The sequence below is a fragment of the Bacillus sp. AM1(2019) genome (genome assembly GCF_009906915.1).
Classification (GTDB): Bacteria; Bacillota; Bacilli; order Bacillales; family Bacillaceae; genus Bacillus; species Bacillus velezensis.
On record NZ_CP047644.1, the window covers coordinates 2,098,956 to 2,113,947 of the forward strand.

General features: G+C 43.0%; 21 protein-coding genes and 1 other RNA gene. 8 read left to right on the forward strand and 14 right to left on the reverse strand.

The window, feature by feature from the left end:
• Positions 1–108: 108 nt before the first annotated feature.
• Positions 109–630 carry a CcdC protein domain-containing protein gene (locus GNE05_RS09980; protein ID WP_007407994.1) on the forward strand — a complete coding sequence of 174 codons (522 nt, stop codon included), beginning with the start codon at positions 109–111 and terminating at the stop codon, positions 628–630.
• A 29-nt stretch (positions 631–659) separates the two neighbouring features.
• Here the strand turns inward: GNE05_RS09980 and czrA are convergent, their stop codons facing one another.
• Positions 660–992 carry a Zn(II)-responsive metalloregulatory transcriptional repressor CzrA gene (gene czrA, locus GNE05_RS09985; RefSeq protein ID WP_007407993.1) on the reverse strand — a complete coding sequence of 111 codons (333 nt, stop codon included), beginning with the start codon at positions 990–992 and terminating at the stop codon, positions 660–662.
• 191 nt (positions 993–1,183) lie between these two features.
• Between czrA and GNE05_RS09990 the strand changes: the two genes are divergently transcribed.
• On the forward strand, positions 1,184–1,849 hold the full coding sequence (locus GNE05_RS09990; protein ID WP_017417956.1) for a lysozyme family protein: 666 nt from the start codon (positions 1,184–1,186) through the stop codon (positions 1,847–1,849).
• A 64-nt stretch (positions 1,850–1,913) separates the two neighbouring features.
• On the opposite strand, the gene GNE05_RS09995 is transcribed toward GNE05_RS09990, so the two are convergent.
• Both GNE05_RS09995 and GNE05_RS10000 read right to left on the reverse strand, forming a co-directional pair.
• Entirely contained in the window at positions 1,914–2,450 is a 537-nt protein-coding gene (locus tag GNE05_RS09995) for a DUF420 domain-containing protein (protein WP_007611945.1), read from the reverse strand.
• 144 nt (positions 2,451–2,594) lie between these two features.
• Positions 2,595–3,377, reverse strand: a complete 783-nt coding sequence (locus GNE05_RS10000) for a VLRF1 family aeRF1-type release factor (protein ID WP_160182722.1) — start codon at positions 3,375–3,377, stop codon at positions 2,595–2,597.
• 188 nt (positions 3,378–3,565) lie between these two features.
• On the opposite strand from GNE05_RS10000, the gene GNE05_RS10005 reads away from it, so the two are divergent.
• Both GNE05_RS10005 and GNE05_RS10010 read left to right on the forward strand, forming a co-directional pair.
• Positions 3,566–4,069, forward strand: a complete 504-nt coding sequence (locus GNE05_RS10005) for an N-acetyltransferase (protein WP_014305189.1) — start codon at positions 3,566–3,568, stop codon at positions 4,067–4,069.
• A gap of 65 nt (positions 4,070–4,134) precedes the next feature.
• A complete protein-coding gene (locus tag GNE05_RS10010) occupies positions 4,135–5,112 on the forward strand; it encodes a S66 family peptidase (RefSeq protein WP_029974229.1) in 978 nt (325 codons plus the stop codon).
• Positions 5,113–5,143: 31 nt separating this feature from the next.
• On the opposite strand, the gene GNE05_RS10015 is transcribed toward GNE05_RS10010, so the two are convergent.
• The 7 genes from GNE05_RS10015 to gerPC form a co-directional block, all read right to left on the reverse strand.
• Positions 5,144–5,536, reverse strand: coding sequence for a hypothetical protein (locus GNE05_RS10015; RefSeq protein WP_094296128.1), 393 nt, complete (start codon positions 5,534–5,536; stop codon positions 5,144–5,146).
• A gap of 166 nt (positions 5,537–5,702) precedes the next feature.
• Positions 5,703–6,572 carry a 3D domain-containing protein gene (locus GNE05_RS10020; protein WP_007407985.1) on the reverse strand — a complete coding sequence of 290 codons (870 nt, stop codon included), beginning with the start codon at positions 6,570–6,572 and terminating at the stop codon, positions 5,703–5,705.
• Positions 6,573–6,807: 235 nt separating this feature from the next.
• Positions 6,808–8,586 carry a DNA helicase RecQ gene (gene recQ, locus GNE05_RS10025; RefSeq protein ID WP_109567002.1) on the reverse strand — a complete coding sequence of 593 codons (1,779 nt, stop codon included), beginning with the start codon at positions 8,584–8,586 and terminating at the stop codon, positions 6,808–6,810.
• Between the two features lie 107 nt (positions 8,587–8,693).
• A non-coding RNA gene (ssrS, locus tag GNE05_RS10030) (6S RNA) lies at positions 8,694–8,879 on the reverse strand.
• 215 nt (positions 8,880–9,094) lie between these two features.
• Positions 9,095–9,721, reverse strand: a complete 627-nt coding sequence (locus GNE05_RS10035) for an FMN-dependent NADH-azoreductase (RefSeq protein ID WP_003153791.1) — start codon at positions 9,719–9,721, stop codon at positions 9,095–9,097.
• 144 nt (positions 9,722–9,865) lie between these two features.
• Positions 9,866–10,357, reverse strand: coding sequence for a TraR/DksA family transcriptional regulator (locus tag GNE05_RS10040; protein ID WP_017417961.1), 492 nt, complete (start codon positions 10,355–10,357; stop codon positions 9,866–9,868).
• A gap of 82 nt (positions 10,358–10,439) precedes the next feature.
• Complete coding sequence (gene gerPC, locus GNE05_RS10045; RefSeq protein ID WP_014418112.1) at positions 10,440–10,820, reverse strand: spore germination protein GerPC; 381 nt, start codon at positions 10,818–10,820, stop codon at positions 10,440–10,442.
• A 92-nt stretch (positions 10,821–10,912) separates the two neighbouring features.
• Between gerPC and GNE05_RS10050 the strand changes: the two genes are divergently transcribed.
• The gene (locus GNE05_RS10050; protein ID WP_014418113.1) at positions 10,913–11,146 is read left to right on the forward strand and encodes a hypothetical protein; all 234 of its coding nucleotides are present in this window, start codon (positions 10,913–10,915) and stop codon (positions 11,144–11,146) included.
• Here the strand turns inward: GNE05_RS10050 and GNE05_RS10055 are convergent.
• Positions 11,133–11,615: an Hsp20/alpha crystallin family protein gene (locus GNE05_RS10055; protein ID WP_003153787.1), complete on the reverse strand. Its 483-nt coding sequence runs from the start codon at positions 11,613–11,615 to the stop codon at positions 11,133–11,135. The two genes, GNE05_RS10050 and GNE05_RS10055, sit on opposite strands and share 14 nt — an antisense overlap.
• A gap of 70 nt (positions 11,616–11,685) precedes the next feature.
• Between GNE05_RS10055 and GNE05_RS10060 the strand changes: the two genes are divergently transcribed.
• Together GNE05_RS10060 and GNE05_RS10065 are read left to right on the forward strand one after the other, a co-directional pair.
• On the forward strand, positions 11,686–11,958 hold the full coding sequence (locus GNE05_RS10060; RefSeq protein ID WP_014418114.1) for a hypothetical protein: 273 nt from the start codon (positions 11,686–11,688) through the stop codon (positions 11,956–11,958).
• A complete protein-coding gene (locus tag GNE05_RS10065; RefSeq protein ID WP_003153785.1) occupies positions 11,955–12,188 on the forward strand; it encodes a hypothetical protein in 234 nt (77 codons plus the stop codon). Before GNE05_RS10060 ends, GNE05_RS10065 begins: the two co-directional genes overlap by 4 nt.
• Positions 12,189–12,232: 44 nt before the next feature.
• On the opposite strand, the gene GNE05_RS10070 is transcribed toward GNE05_RS10065, so the two are convergent.
• From GNE05_RS10070 to GNE05_RS10080, 3 genes are all read right to left on the reverse strand, one after another.
• Complete coding sequence (locus tag GNE05_RS10070) at positions 12,233–12,577, reverse strand: PH domain-containing protein (protein WP_003153783.1); 345 nt, start codon at positions 12,575–12,577, stop codon at positions 12,233–12,235.
• A gap of 293 nt (positions 12,578–12,870) precedes the next feature.
• Positions 12,871–13,011 carry a DUF4025 domain-containing protein gene (locus tag GNE05_RS10075; protein WP_003153781.1) on the reverse strand — a complete coding sequence of 47 codons (141 nt, stop codon included), beginning with the start codon at positions 13,009–13,011 and terminating at the stop codon, positions 12,871–12,873.
• A gap of 65 nt (positions 13,012–13,076) precedes the next feature.
• On the reverse strand, positions 13,077–13,280 hold the full coding sequence (locus tag GNE05_RS10080) for a DUF6501 family protein (protein WP_007407979.1): 204 nt from the start codon (positions 13,278–13,280) through the stop codon (positions 13,077–13,079).
• 183 nt (positions 13,281–13,463) lie between these two features.
• On the opposite strand from GNE05_RS10080, the gene GNE05_RS10085 reads away from it, so the two are divergent.
• Positions 13,464–14,951, forward strand: coding sequence for an aldehyde dehydrogenase family protein (locus tag GNE05_RS10085; RefSeq protein WP_063636660.1), 1,488 nt, complete (start codon positions 13,464–13,466; stop codon positions 14,949–14,951).
• Positions 14,952–14,992 lie beyond the last annotated feature (41 nt).

The following is a 14,992-nucleotide window of genomic DNA, read 5'->3' on the forward strand; positions in this document are numbered from 1 at the left end:
AGAAACGCGCATACTGTGATAAAAGATGCTTTCAGCCTGCGAATAAATCAGACTACTAAAACTAGCCGGATAAGCATACACTACTCAACGGAGGGGGAGTTCCACACCATGCATATCACACTTCAAAGCATCTGCCCTGTCTTAATGATTGCCTTTTTCCTGTATAAAAAGGTGAAACGGTCCGTCGGCTTTCAGCCTTTGAAACCCCGCTGGCTTTATACCAGAATGATTTTGTTTTCATTGCTGGCCGCAGCTCTGGCGTTTTTCAGCATCACACACCCGGCTTTATACGGCCATCTTATATTCGGCACTTTTTGCGGCTGGCTTCTGGTCCTGTTTGCCAAACGGAACATTTCTTTTGAAGAACGCCGCGGAAAAATGTATTTTCGCACTCACCTGTGGATTGAACTTATTCTATTAACGTTATTCCTATCGAGATTTGTTTATCGCGTTATTGAAATTTACCGGGTCACAGCGGACTTTACCCATCCGGAGGCATACAGCCAAACGGTCGGGGCCGATCCGCTGACCATCAGTATCTTTTATTTCATCGCAGTGTATTACAGCGGCTTCTCTTTTTATGTTTTAAAAACGAGCAGAGACCAAACCAATAACAGTCAGTACGGCTGACATCTCTGTCTAAAAAGCAGGGATGTTTTTTAATCGTGCCGCGTATGGTGAATCATTTGCTGAAGCACATCTAACACATGTTCATCCTCAGGAGAATAATAGATGGATGTTCCTTCTCTGCGTGATTTGACGAGGCGCAGATTTTTAAGAAAACGCAGCTGATGAGAAACGGTAGACTGCAGCAAATTCAGCTTTTCTGCGATATCATTTACCGCGTGCTCACCCTGTGACAGCAAATGGAGAATTCTGATTCTGGTCGGATCAGACAGCGCCTTAAAAGTCTGGGCAACCAAAAATAAAGTTTCCTCATCTAAATCGACAGCGGGGTCATTCGTGTTTCCGGATTCGTGAAATTCAGTCATATACCTCACCCTTCTTTTCTCAAGTAGCCCAATTATACCAAATGTCAATTGATGCAGATACATCCTGCGCCTGACAAAAGAACCGTTATTTTAAATTTATGTTTCAAATACGGGTTTCCGCTTGGTTTCGCGCATTCATCTGTGTCATAATGAAAAAGTCATAATGCTCCTGAAATTGAGGGTGAAACACAGTGGAGAAAAAGAAAAAAGGCTGTTTCGCTGCCGCGGGTCTTATGATGATATGTGTTTTTGTCATGGTTTCCTTCTTCCTCATTCTGTTATTTTCAAATAATGAATTGCTCAAAAGTCTTCCGTTTGATGTCAAACCGATCGTCCTTGAACGGCTGACAGATTACAAACCGCTTGTTGAAGACGAGCTGGATGAAAAAGGACTCACCAAATATACATCGCTTGTACTCGGCATGATATATCAGGAGTCAAAAGGAAGAGGAAATGATCCCATGCAGTCTTCAGAATCTCTGGGTTTAAAGCGAAATGAGATTAAAAACCCTCAAACCAGTATCAAACAGGGAATCAAACAATTCACTCTCATGTACCAAACAGGCAAGAAAAAAGGCGTAGACTTGGATACGATTATACAAAGCTACAACATGGGAGCCGGCTATATTGATTTTGTGGCTGAACATGGAGGATCGCATACTGAGGAACTGGCAAAACAATACTCCGAGCAGCAGGTCAAAAAGAATCCGAAACTTTACACTTGCGGAGGGAACAAAGACAATTTCCGTTATCCCTACTGCTATGGTGATTACACGTACGCAGAAAAAGTAAAAGCAAAAACAAAAACCGTTGAACAATCCTTAAATGTAACAACACTTGAAACGCTTGAAGAGTAAAAGGCGCCCTGATGAGGCGCCTTTTTCAATCAATAGAAAAAAGCCGCGCAGAGCACGGCTTTTTTTAATAATACGGTGAGATCATTAAGTATACAATGACGCCCGTCAGACTGACATACAGCCAGAGCGGCATCGTCCATCTGGCGATTTTTTTGTGGCGCTCCACCTGCATACTGAATCCTCTGATCAGCGTAAACAGCGCAAGCGGCACGATGATGAAGGAAAGGCAAATATGCGTAATTAAAATAAAGAAGTAAATCCCGCGCATGATGCCGTGGCCGCCGAATAAAGTATTCTCAGCTATCGAGTGGTACACGACATAGCAGATCAAAAACAGCAAAGTCGTCGTAAACGCCGCTAAAATAAAACGTTTATGCGCTTGAATGTTTTTTTGCTTAATCATAAAGAGCGCTGCCAGCAAAAAGATAAACGTGAAGCTGTTAAAAATGGCATTTAACATCGGCAGAATATGAATATTGGCAATGCTGACCTGTCCCGATTTCGGCATAAAAAACAGCACCGCAATTAACCCGTTGATCAGAACGGTCAATGTCAGCACGATACCGGTATAACTTTTAGGTTTGTTTTCTGTCTGATTCATCTTATGACCTCTCTCAATTTTACTGACTATCCAAATGGTATGAGAATTCAGCTTTGATGTCAACGGTTTCGTCCGCTTCGTCAGAAATTAGACAAACTTAAGCCCTAAAAAGACCGGGTGTTTGAGACCCGGCCTTTCGTCATATTATGCTTCCTTCAACAGTTCTTCTATCACCTTATGCTCGTTTTCATTCAACAGATTTTTTGGAATGATCCGATCTATCGGTTTATTCATATGCTGATCGAGAATATCGGCTGTTTCTTTGTCCCCTGCGATTACGAGACGCTCCCATTGGTGTGAAGTGGCCTTTTGATCAAGGTTTGAAGCCAATCGTTTATACAGCCTGTTTTGGTTTTCTTCGACGTGGGCTTTGGCGGCGTCTTCGTCCATTGAGGCGGAGCTTCCGCTTACATCCTGCGGTTTCCACGATTCATTGATGACGTCGTATTGATAATGCTCCACCCCTTCAATTTTTCCGAGTACGGTTTCTATGATCTTCACTTCATTCTGCTGGGTGAGAATAAAAGCCGTGCTCGGAAATTGTTCACGGAGAAGTTCTAATTGATCAAGGACAGCCGTTTCTTCCCAATAAAATCGTGTCTCGACAGGCACCTGCAATTCAATCGTCTCCCAAATACCGCCTTCTCCCGATGCAAAAAATACGAGACTTCGCGGCATCTCTTTACCAAGCTCATCGATATATTGATAGACACGTTCCATGATGCGGACGAGAGATTTTTCTTCTTCCGGATCACTGGCAGACAGATACTCTTTTAATCTCCGAAAACCGGTTTTCAAGGCGATTTTCCACTCTCCCCCCTGCTGATCCGGATTTCTCATATCCGTATTTACATATAAGGAAAGCATTTTATCAGGAGATTCCGTCATTACGTACTTCAATTTGCCGATGAGTGAGTCAATTGCCATTATAGATTCCTCCTTTTTCCGCTGCTCACTGTTCCTTTCCCTATCCGCACCGCCTTAAAAACGTCAATCCACATATAAACGGCAGACTTTTCTAAAAAAGTTTTTGCAAAACCCATTTACAAACCAAGACATCATTTACTACAATGGATACTTGTGTTTAACAAAGACTTTTACGCTGTGAAAGGAGTATGATTTTGTTTACTGCAGAAGAAAGAGATCAGAAAGAGCTGGAAAAAGAGCTTCATAAACTTGAATTTCAGATTTTCAGAATGCGGGAAAATCTGATAGATGTATCAAAAGACGCGCGAGTGCTTGGTATTGATCAATCGAACAATGACGATTGGATCATTGTTTCCTCGATTGATGATGGCCAAACATGTAAGATTATGCTGACTGATTGTGAGTCAGCCTACCGGGGAAGAGGCTGTTTTTCACTGATCGCCTCTTATTATGACAATGCCATTCATATCGGGGACATTAAAGGCCCGCCGAACCACGGCTACGGCTCGATCTGCATGAAATTTTTAAAACATATCGCCAGAGAGCAGAATATCCCGAAAGTGACGGGCGACATCGCTAAGCGTGATTGGGATCATGTCGACAGACTCGTTCATTTTTATGAAAAGCATCAATTTGATGTCTGGATTGACAATGATACGCAATCAGGCGGCATTAAATGGGTTGACTTGTAATAAAATAATAGAGAAACCCTCTTTTATATGGTGTAATAGATTAAACCATATAAGGAGGGTTTTTTTTGTATCCGGAAAAATTGAAAAAAGGTGACGGCATTCGTATTGTGTCTCCGGCCACAAGCATGTCCGTTATGTCAGATGAAAATATAAATGCCGCAAAGTCAAAATTGGAGGAGCTCGGCTTTCGTGTCTCTTTTTCAGAGCATGCGAAAGAAATAAATGAATTTGATTCATCATCCATTGAATCGCGTGTACAGGATCTGCACGAAGCTTTCGCTGATCCTGACATCAAAGCGATTTTGACGACACTCGGCGGGTTCCAATCAAATCAGCTGCTTCGCTATCTTGATTATGAAAACATCAAGCGGCATCCGAAAATCCTTTGCGGCTATTCAGATATTACCGCTCTCGGCCATGCCATATATCAAAAAACCGGCCTTATTACATATTCCGGTCCCCATTTTTCTTCATTTGCCATGAAAAAAGGGCTGGACTATACGATTAACTCTTTCTTGGCCTGCTGTGCTTCTGACAACCCGTATGAGATAAAGCCTTCATCCGAGTGGAGTGATGATAAATGGTATTTGAACCAGGAGGACAGACGTTTTTATCGGAATCCGGGACCGCTCGTTATTCACCCCGGATATGCGGAAGGAACACTGATCGGAGGAAATCTATGCACGCTGAATCTTCTGCAGGGCACGGAATACTTTCCGGAGATGGAACAAGTGATTCTGTTTATAGAAGATGATCATATGTCGGACGTTCATATGTTTGACCGGGATTTGCAGTCACTCATCCACCTTCCCGCTTTTTCAGCTGTGAAGGGAATTGTCATCGGACGTTTCCAGCATGCTTCAAATGTGTCTGAGGAGGCTCTGCGTGCCGTCATCCGTACAAAAGAAGAACTGTCATCCATGCCTGTTATCGCAAATGCTGATTTCGGCCATACCTCCCCTTTGATGACATTCCCGATCGGAGGAACATGCAGAATAGAAGCCGGCTCAGAAGGCGTAAGGATATGGATCGATCGGCATTAATACATAAAGACGGGAAAACCGCCCCGTCTTTTTATTTTGACGCCTTATGCCGCGGCGTGCGCGGAGCGATCATAATTCGTCCGCCTGCCGCTGCCGTCACCCATACGGAAGCTCCTTCATAAAAACGGCTGATCTCTTCATTATATACGGCATGTGTCAGTTCACGTTTATCATGCGTTCCGTCTTGGTTTTTTACGTTTAAAATAAGCACAAGCTCGTGCCTGCCATTCTTCATCACACCAGTACGTCTCACCTTTTCAATAACGGCTGGCCTTCCTCTCCCTCTGTCAAGCGCCTGAAACAGACTGACAGCCGGCATAGACAGTCCGATAACGATCACAATGGCCAAAGCGGTACAGATACATGCTTGAAACACCGGTGATTCTGTGAAGGCATTCCATAAACATATAAATTCCGGCTCCATCAGATTCATACACCCCTTCTGATTCCGTTTTCACATCCATTCCTTCTATATAATATTAGAGAAACGCTTTTTCTTTTTCCGCATATAACGATTATATACAGTCAAAAAAGGGAAGAAAAAAAGAACACAAAGCATTTCGCCTTGTGTTCTTCATCTCTATATGAAACTAGTCTAATACTTTAACATTTACTGTTCTGACGCCCCAGTTGTTAGCGTCACTTTTCTTTGCAACAAATACGTCAATTTTATTTCCTTTAATTGCGCCGCCTGTATCTGCTGCTGTTGCCACTCCGTAACCTTCAACATAAACCTTAGAGCCAAGCGGAATGACACTAGGGTCTACCGCGATGACTTTTGCATCAGGGTTTTTGTTTAAGTCAACACCGGTTGCCGTTACACCGGAAATGCCGCCGTCGTTAGCAGAGTAAGCAGTTGCAGTCATTGTCAGCTGCTTTTTAGGCTCTTGTTGGTTTGTATTTGATTGAACAGGCTGCTGTTTTGCTTCGACAGCCTTCGCTTCTTGTTTAGGTTGTTGTTCTTGAACAGGTTCTTGTTTAGGCTGCTCGTTTTTGACAGCTTCTTGTTTCGGCTGTTCTGTCTCGGCAGCTGGTTTTTGTTCAGTTTGCGGCTGGCTGGCTTCTTGAGCCGGCTGTGCTGCCTGAGCCTGACCTTTCACATTTAACGTTGTGCCTGCGTAAATTATATCTGATTGCAAGTTATTCAAGCTTTTCAGATTGCCGACTGATGTTCCGAATTTCTGAGCAATTTTCCAGAGGCTGTCGCCCTGCTTCACTGTGTACTGCCCAGATGTGGTTGTTTCTACTGAAGAAATAGTCAGTTTCTCTCCTTCAATGATTAAATCAGAAGATAACTGATTCCATTCTTTTAAGTCCTTTAGGTTCACTCCGTTTTTTTGCGAGATCCCCCAGAGCGTGTCACCCTTTTGCACCGTGATTTCTTTAGCAGAAGCGTGAGCTCCAAATGCAGTTGTTGAAATTGCTGCAACTGCGACAAAGGACATAATCGTCTTCTTCATAAGTAAATCCTCCCTTGTTAGCTTTTTATTGGCGGCTAACAGGTGATATCGTAACATATGAAAATGTCAGTTCAATAACAAAACGATTTGAATTAGATTACAGTTCCTTTACATGAAACATTTCTCTCGCTTGGTAAGTCTTGCTGAAACCTTGATACAGCAAGGGTTTTCAAGCTTATGATTTTTCCGGCGCCAATGAAAAACACAATGTGCAAATTTCTAAAAAAACTTTTTTTCACTCTGTTTCTCTTACATAATTTCGGATTTCTTCTAAAAAAACCGCTCCGTATTTCAATCTTTTTTGTTCCCCGACCCCTTTTACGGAAAGAAGATCCTGATCCGTTTTCGGAAGTTTCGCTGACATTTCTTTTAACGTCTGATCCGAGAACACGACAAATGGAGGCACACCCTGTTCAGCTGCAATCCCTTTGCGGAGACGCCGGAGAAGCTCAAATAATTCATCATTTTCGGTAACGGCGGCGGCCTGTAAGGCTTCTTTTCTCGAGACTGCGCTTTTTCCAAGCAGAACGTCCCTGCCTTTTTGGGTGACCATAAGCGTCGGAAATGTGCCGTCCGCCATTCTGATATATTCATCTGAAATAAGGAATTCGATAAAATCACTGATTTCCGCTGCGGATTGATGCTTCATAATGCCGTAAGTGGACAGGCTGCTGAAGCCGTTTTCCAGCACTTTTTTATTTTTTGAGCCGCTAAGCACCTGCGCCACCATCGTTTTTCCGAAGCGCTCATTCATTCTGATGATGCATGATAATACCATCTGCGCTTCTTTTGTGACGTCATGGGCGGTCCTTGTATCAGTGCAATTGCCGCATGCTTCGCAAGCTTCCGCCTCATTCTCGCCGAAATACTTCAGAATAAACCGCTGCAGGCAATCTTCCGTATGACAGTAATCCACCATCTGTCTCAGTTTTTTGAGATCCTGCTTTTGTTTTTCTTCTCCGGCGGCCGATTGGTCTATTAAAAAACGCTGCACCATAATATCCTGCGGCGAAAATAAGAGCACACACTCGCTGTTAAGACCATCGCGCCCGGCCCGTCCGGCTTCCTGGTAATAGCTCTCCATATCTTTCGGAATCTGCGCGTGCAAAACGAACCTGATGTTGCTCTTATCGATTCCCATTCCGAAAGCGGACGTAGCTACCATCACTTGTATCTGATCGTTAAGAAACCGCTCCTGCTGGTCTTTTCTGTCATCATCCGCCAATCCGCCGTGATAACGGCCGGCATTGATGCCGCTGCGCTTTAATTTCTCATATAAACGGTCGGTTTCTTTTCTTGTCGCTGTATATATAATGCCGGCTTCGTGTTTATTTTTTTCCAGATACCGCTCGATAAACCGATCTTTGTTTTCGCCCTTTACTACTTTAAACGTTAAATTCTCTCTGGCAAAACCGGTATATACAGTTTGTTCTTTCTTAATATGAAGCTGCTTGCAGATGTCATCATGAACCTCAGGCGTAGCCGTCGCCGTTAATGCGATGATGACGGGCGGTTCTTTTAATTCATTAAAAAGGATTTCGATATTCCGGTAACTCGGCCTGAAATCATGTCCCCATTGCGATATACAGTGAGCTTCGTCAATGGCGACAAGAGGAACCGTAATATTCTGCAGGATGTGAATGAATTCAGAAGAAGTCAAACGCTCCGGTGTGATGTAAAAGAGCCGGTAAGCCCCTTGTTTCAAACCGGTCAGGCGCTCATGAATGTCTCGGCTTGTCTGGGTGCTGTTAATATAAGCTGCCGCGATACCCGCTTCTTCAAGCGCGTCGACTTGATCTTTCATTAAGGAAATAAGAGGGGAAATAACGATTGTGGTCCCTTCAAACAGCAGTGCGGGAATCTGATAGCAGATTGATTTTCCGCCCCCCGTCGGCATAATGCAGACCGTGTTTTTTCTCTCCTCTGCAACTGATTGTATCGCCTGCTTTTGGCCTGCGCGAAGACTGTCGTAGCCAAAATAATGCGCCAGAAGGGATTGGGCTTTATCCAGCATAAGTTGTAAAACCTCACTTTGTCTTTGATTCTTTCATTTTATCATACAGATAAAGTACGCTGCTCAAGGGCAATTCAAAATAAAAAGCCATCTCCGCAAGGGAAATGGCTTTCGCTACGTATGCCGTACGCAAGTAAGAAAGTTTTAAACCACCACTCCTCAAAGTGGGTGTTTGCAGAAGCGTTCCTGTCGTCCTCTGCAATGGAGGCATGACATTCCGGCTTCGATATAAAACTCCCTATTACAGCTTAAAGGTTAAAACTTAATTAACAATACGAACAATGTAGCTTCTCTTATATCCTACACCATCAGTCGTATTTTGGCAAGAGGGTTAATTCTTTTACAGAAAACCTTTTTTCTTTGTGAAAAATGCTTTATTCTACATAAAAATTGTTTTTTCGACAAAATATCAATATATCAATATAAGATCAGATCGAAAGCTGCCGCCAGTTTCTTCTATAATATAAAAAACTCTCACACCCTGTATGGGCGCAAGAGTTAATGGAAATTAGAATTTTGCAGCCAGATCTTTCGCTTCTTGCAGTCCTTTTTCAATGATCGCTTGAGCGTTATCCGGTGCAGCATTATGGCCTTCAACGACAACAGTGTGAAGATCTTGGACACCCCAGAAACCGAGAACGGTTTTCATGAAGTTTAATGACATTTCAAGAGATGCCATCGGTCCTTCAGAATATACGCCGCCGCGTGCGTTTAAGAGCGCTACTTTTTTATCTCCCATCAGACCTTTTGGTCCTTCAGGCGTGTATGTGAAAGTAACTCCTGCGCGAGACAGGTAATCAACATAAGTATGAAGCACAGCAGGCACTGTGAAGTTCCAAAGCGGGAATGCAAACACGACTTTGTCAGCTTTGACGAATTGATTTAAGTAAATGTCAGCAGTTGACGCTTGTTTTTTCTCTTCGTCTGTCATTTCAATTCCTTTTGAAGCTTTGAATGTTCCGTTAATCATATCTCTTCCGAGGTAAGGAAGGTTTTCTTTATGAAGATCAAGTTCGATCACTTCATCATTCGGATTGTTTTCTTTATAAGCAGCCAGAAACGCTTCGTATAATTTTACGGATACGCCTTCTTCAGCCGTACGGTCACTTGATTTTACAAATAATACTTGAGACATTCTAAATTCCTCCCGGTAATCTTTTAATATTTACTTACAAATAGTATGTTACTTTCTTTTTTATATAAAGTCAATGATTTTATTTCGATTCTGAGATTTTTTATGGAATAAAAAAACAGGTACATATGAATGTACCTGCTGCTATTATTGTGAATCCTGCTCGCGATCCAGGATTTCGTAAGTTTGTGAGCTTTTTTGATCAACGGTTTCTTTATTTGAGAGGTCTTTCACCTGCTCGTGAAATTCCCTTTCATATGACGGAGCGTCTGTTTTCACATCCCCTTCTGTTTCTCGCTGCGCTTCGACGGTCATTCTGGCGTACGGCACAGCTTCAAGTCTTTCATAAGGAATTTCTTTTCCCGTTTTCTCGCAAATCCCGTATGTTCCTTTATCCATTCGTTCAAGCGCGGCGTGCACCTCATCTAAAAGATTCTGATCGACACCGTCCAGCGTCTGATTCGTGACTCTGTCCAAATAAATGCTTCCGTGATCAGCTAAGTGATTATCTACTCCGTTCGACAGTTCTCCTGTGTCTTCGCTCATTGAATGATTTTCTTTTGATTCTCCCTGAAGACTTTCCTTTAAATCGATTAATTTATGATAAAGGCTGTCCTGCTGTTCTTTTGATAATGACATATTCATCATCTCCTTTTTCGTCTGTATTCTTCGCTGCATCTGTTAATACATACCCTCGAAAAAGGAGGCTGAAACAACGGGGTCAATGCTTTCTTCCCCTGATGGTGACATTGGGTGTCTGCTGCTTTGTCTGGCTTTTTTCTTTCGCAGCATCATTTTGCGGGTTGTCCCGACATTCTTCAGCGCAGGCTTGTTTGAGCCTGTGCACCGGTGTATGGTAAGTGGCGCCGATATTCAGCATACCGCTCAGCTCTTCTATACTCAGCTTTTCAAAATCAATATTGTATTCAACCTTGTCCACTTTGACATGCTCAATATGGACATATGTTTTTTCCCCTTCAACCGTTTGCGGCTCAAAATGACACTTATCCTGAAGCTCATCAAGCTGTTGTTCCACTTTCTTAAGCCGGTCTAATTCTTCTTCACACACTTTTTTGAAAATCTCTTTCATTATTTTTTTCAAAGAAAATCACTTCTTTCCCCGTCACTCTTGGAAAGTTCTATGCGTCCCGCATTGCGAATATATAAACATGATATACAAAAAGGAGGCGAATCATGATGTTTTTTCCATCCGTTATCAACTTTGAGTATATAAAAATGAACGGAATCAGCGGCGGAGCAGCTTTTAACACCGGCTCTTCCGTTATGGTGAGAAACACAGCAGCCAATAAAAGAAATGAAGGGTACGGTGAACAAAACGGTGATTGCACCGTTGTCGTCATCCCTATCATGAGTATCGATGATTCAGATCTGATAGATGGCACAGCAAACAAGATCAGCCTTCGATAATGATCTGGCTTGCATCCCCCAGATGTTTAGCAATCGATATATATAAAATCCCGTCTTTGAATACCGCCTGCATTCCCTTCGTTCCCTGAGCGGAATGCGGAAGGTCGAGTTTTTTTTCAAAATCGCCGTATTTTCCGGTCTTCTGTTTAAAATCCTGTTCATTAAAAAAGGATTTTCTCGTGCCTTTTACGACGATATATTCTCCGTAGGACAGCAGCTGAACATCTTGTTTCCGGTAGCCGGGCAGATACAGCAAAAATTGGAGCTCATCATGGGTTTCCACAATATCTATAAGAGGAAAAGCATCCTCATTTCTTCTCATTTGCCCATCTCCCTGTTGAAAGGGAAAATGAGAATGGCCGTTTTGAAATGATTTCAGTTGTTCATCATCAAAAACGTTTTTCCAAAAGTCGCCGCCGGACATGTTTTGCGCCATTTCCATCCATTGCTTCATCTTATCGAAATCCATTTTTATCGCCCCCTGTCTAAGCATACGGTCATAACAGCCGGCATACACCTGTATTAAAGGAGGTTTGCCTGTGGTTCAACCAACTCCATATATCAATATTAATATTTTCATGTTGAAAATTAATTCCTTTGAAAATGCTTCAGCGGTGAATGTCGGACAAAATTTACTGGCGGAATGGCAGAATTCTGATAAAAAGAATCAGGGATACGGACAGAACTTCGGAGATGCAAGCGGCTTCATCGGCACGAACGGCAAAGTGGATGACCGGGATCAAATTGATTCTCCATCTGCCTTTGAGTCTGCATGCGATAAAATCCCTGCCGGAAAAGGAGGCCCATTATGATGTTTTCGCCAGTTTTGGTAAATGTAGGGGGCTTTAAAGTAAATGCAGTCGACCGCGGTTCTTCCATTACGATCGGCCCGTATCAGCAAATCGATTATTTTTTATCCAATAAGATCAACTACGGATTCGGTGAAGAAAATGGTGATTTGGCGCCGATTTATATCCCCATCAGTTCTATTGCTGATCCGGATCTCATTGATTCGAACTCCGGAAAAACAAGCATTATATAATAAAAAGGCCATCCGCATGCATTCGGATGGCTTTTATGTGATATTTAACTGCATAAGTATTTTGTTAAGATGGCTTGAACCTCAGTCAAGTCCGTTTCTTTTGCAAATTCCAATTCGAAAGTTTTTCCCCTTGTCATTAATACAAGCCCGGTATCGGGATCAAACATCCCTGCTTCTTGAATGGCGAAGCTTTCAATTGTTTTATATGGAAGAAATACGCGCACTTTCTTTTTGGAGAACATTTTATTATCAAAGAAAATCACTCGTTTATTCGTAAAGCATATTTGGTCAACCCGCAGTTTATAAATCGTTTCGATCCGTTCTCCCTCAACGAGCAAAGCCTCCAGCTTTTTTGTGTCGGTTGATCTGCTGACAGAAAAAATTCCCAATGAAGAACCCCACTTTCTGCTTCTATACTATTGTTTTATTACAATCATAAAAAAATAAGTTCTTTATCCCTATATAAGAATACGACATAGACGGCATTTAAACCATTACGAACAGATTACATTTTTAGAACGTTCATCAAAAAAGCCCTTCGCGAAAGGTGCCGCTGTTATGAAGTAGTACGGTTCAGCGAAAGAAAAGGTTTCAAGAAAACGGTATTTTTTTCGAAAAGTCAGTTTTTTATTTTCGCCATAAAAAACCGCGGCTTCTCCAATGCCGCGGTTTCAACAAAACATCAACGATCCGTATCTTCAATTGTTCCTTCTTTATAGGTATCTGAAATTTGTTCCATCGTCGTGTCGGTGCCTTCTTCAGGTTGCACTTGCTGAAGCTGATCTGATGTTTTATTTTGTTTGTCTTGCTCTGTTTTTTTCATTTTGCAGCCACCCTTTATATGTAGTCTTTTTTAGTATGGCTCAGGCAAAATAAATTCATACAGCTTTAAACTTCTTCAAAATACTCTTTGTAGAAGCCTCCGACTTTGTTTGTATTGTCTACAACAAAAATGAATTCTTCTGTTTCATTTTTGACTTCATACTCTTTACCCGGCGTCAGCACATTTTTGACAATGTATTTTTTCGCATCTGTATGTACGCATTTGACCTTTTTGACGCTTTCTTTTGTCTGCCAATTATTATGAATCATTTATAAAACTCCTTTTCTTAATCGATAAGCTTATTGTAGCCGTTTTTTCTTGTGAATTGCAATAACGGTTATCGATTGATTTTACCGGAGGTGTTATTATAGAATGACTGTATGCGCTTACTTTGCGCGGACATCAAGATGCTCAAAACAGACCATAAAAAAATTTCGGGAGGTTTGTTACGAATGAGTTCTTTAACGATGCAGATCACAAAAAGGCTGGAAACATTTTTACAGGGCACGAAGAAACTTTATATTGACGGAAAATTTGTTCCGAGCGCTTCAGGATCAACATTTGTCACACCGAATCCGGCAACCGGGGAAACGCTGATGACGCTTTACGAGGCACAGTCAGAAGACATTGACAGTGCAGTGAAAGCGGCACGCAAAGCCTTTGATCACGGCGAATGGCGCACTATGCCGGCCGCTTCCAGAAGCAGGCTGATGTATAAGCTTGCCGATTTAATGGAAGAGCACAAAACGGAACTCGCGCAGCTTGAAACACTTGATAACGGAAAACCGATTAATGAAACGACGAATGGGGATATCCCGCTCGCAATTGAGCATATGCGTTATTATGCCGGGTGGTCTACAAAGATAACCGGACAAACAATTCCGGTCGCCGGCTCATATTTTAATTACACCCGCCATGAGCCTGTCGGCGTCGTGGGGCAGATCATCCCTTGGAACTTCCCGCTCCTTATGGCGATGTGGAAAATGGGCGCCGCCCTTGCCACAGGCTGCACAATCGTTTTGAAACCGGCGGAGCAGACACCGCTGACTGCCCTCTATTTAGCGGAATTAATAGATCAGGCGGGCTTCCCTGACGGCGTCATCAATATTGTCCCAGGGTTCGGCGAAACGGCCGGGGAAGCGCTGACCAACCATGACGATGTCGATAAACTCGCTTTTACCGGTTCTACACAAATCGGCAAAAAAATCATGGAAAAAGCCGCAAAAAAAATTAAACGCGTGACACTGGAGCTTGGCGGAAAGTCACCTAACATCATTTTGCCTGACGCCAATTTGAAGAAAGCCATTCCCGGCGCTTTAAACGGGGTCATGTTTAATCAGGGGCAGGTATGCTGCGCAGGCTCCCGTGTCTTCATTCACAAAGACAAATATGATGAGGTCGTCAGCGAAATGGTTTCATATGCGAAATCGCTTCAGCAAGGCGCCGGCCTTCACCAGGATACACAAATCGGCCCGCTCGTCAGTCAGGAACAGCATGAGCGCGTGCTTTCATATATTGAAAAAGGAAAAGCGGAAGGAGCCAAAGCTGTCGCGGGCGGCAGCTGCCCGTTTGAAGAAGGGTATTTTGTCTCCCCGACTGTATTTGCGGATGTGGATGACAGCATGACCATCGCAAAAGAAGAAATTTTCGGCCCGGTTTTAGCCGCCATTCCGTATGATACGGTAGATGAAGTCATTGAGAGGGCGAACCGCTCGGAATACGGCCTTGCAGCCGGACTTTGGACTGAGAATGTGAAAAACGCCCATTACATTGCTGACCGTCTCCAAGCCGGCACCGTTTGGGTCAACTGCTACAATGTTTTCGATGCGGCATCTCCTTTCGGCGGCTATAAGCAATCCGGCCTCGGGCGGGAAATGGGCTCTTACGCGCTGAATAATTATACAGAAGTGAAAAGTGTCTGGATCAATCTGGAAGATTAAATCAAACAAGAAACTGCTGCCTGTCAGCAGTTTCTTTCTTT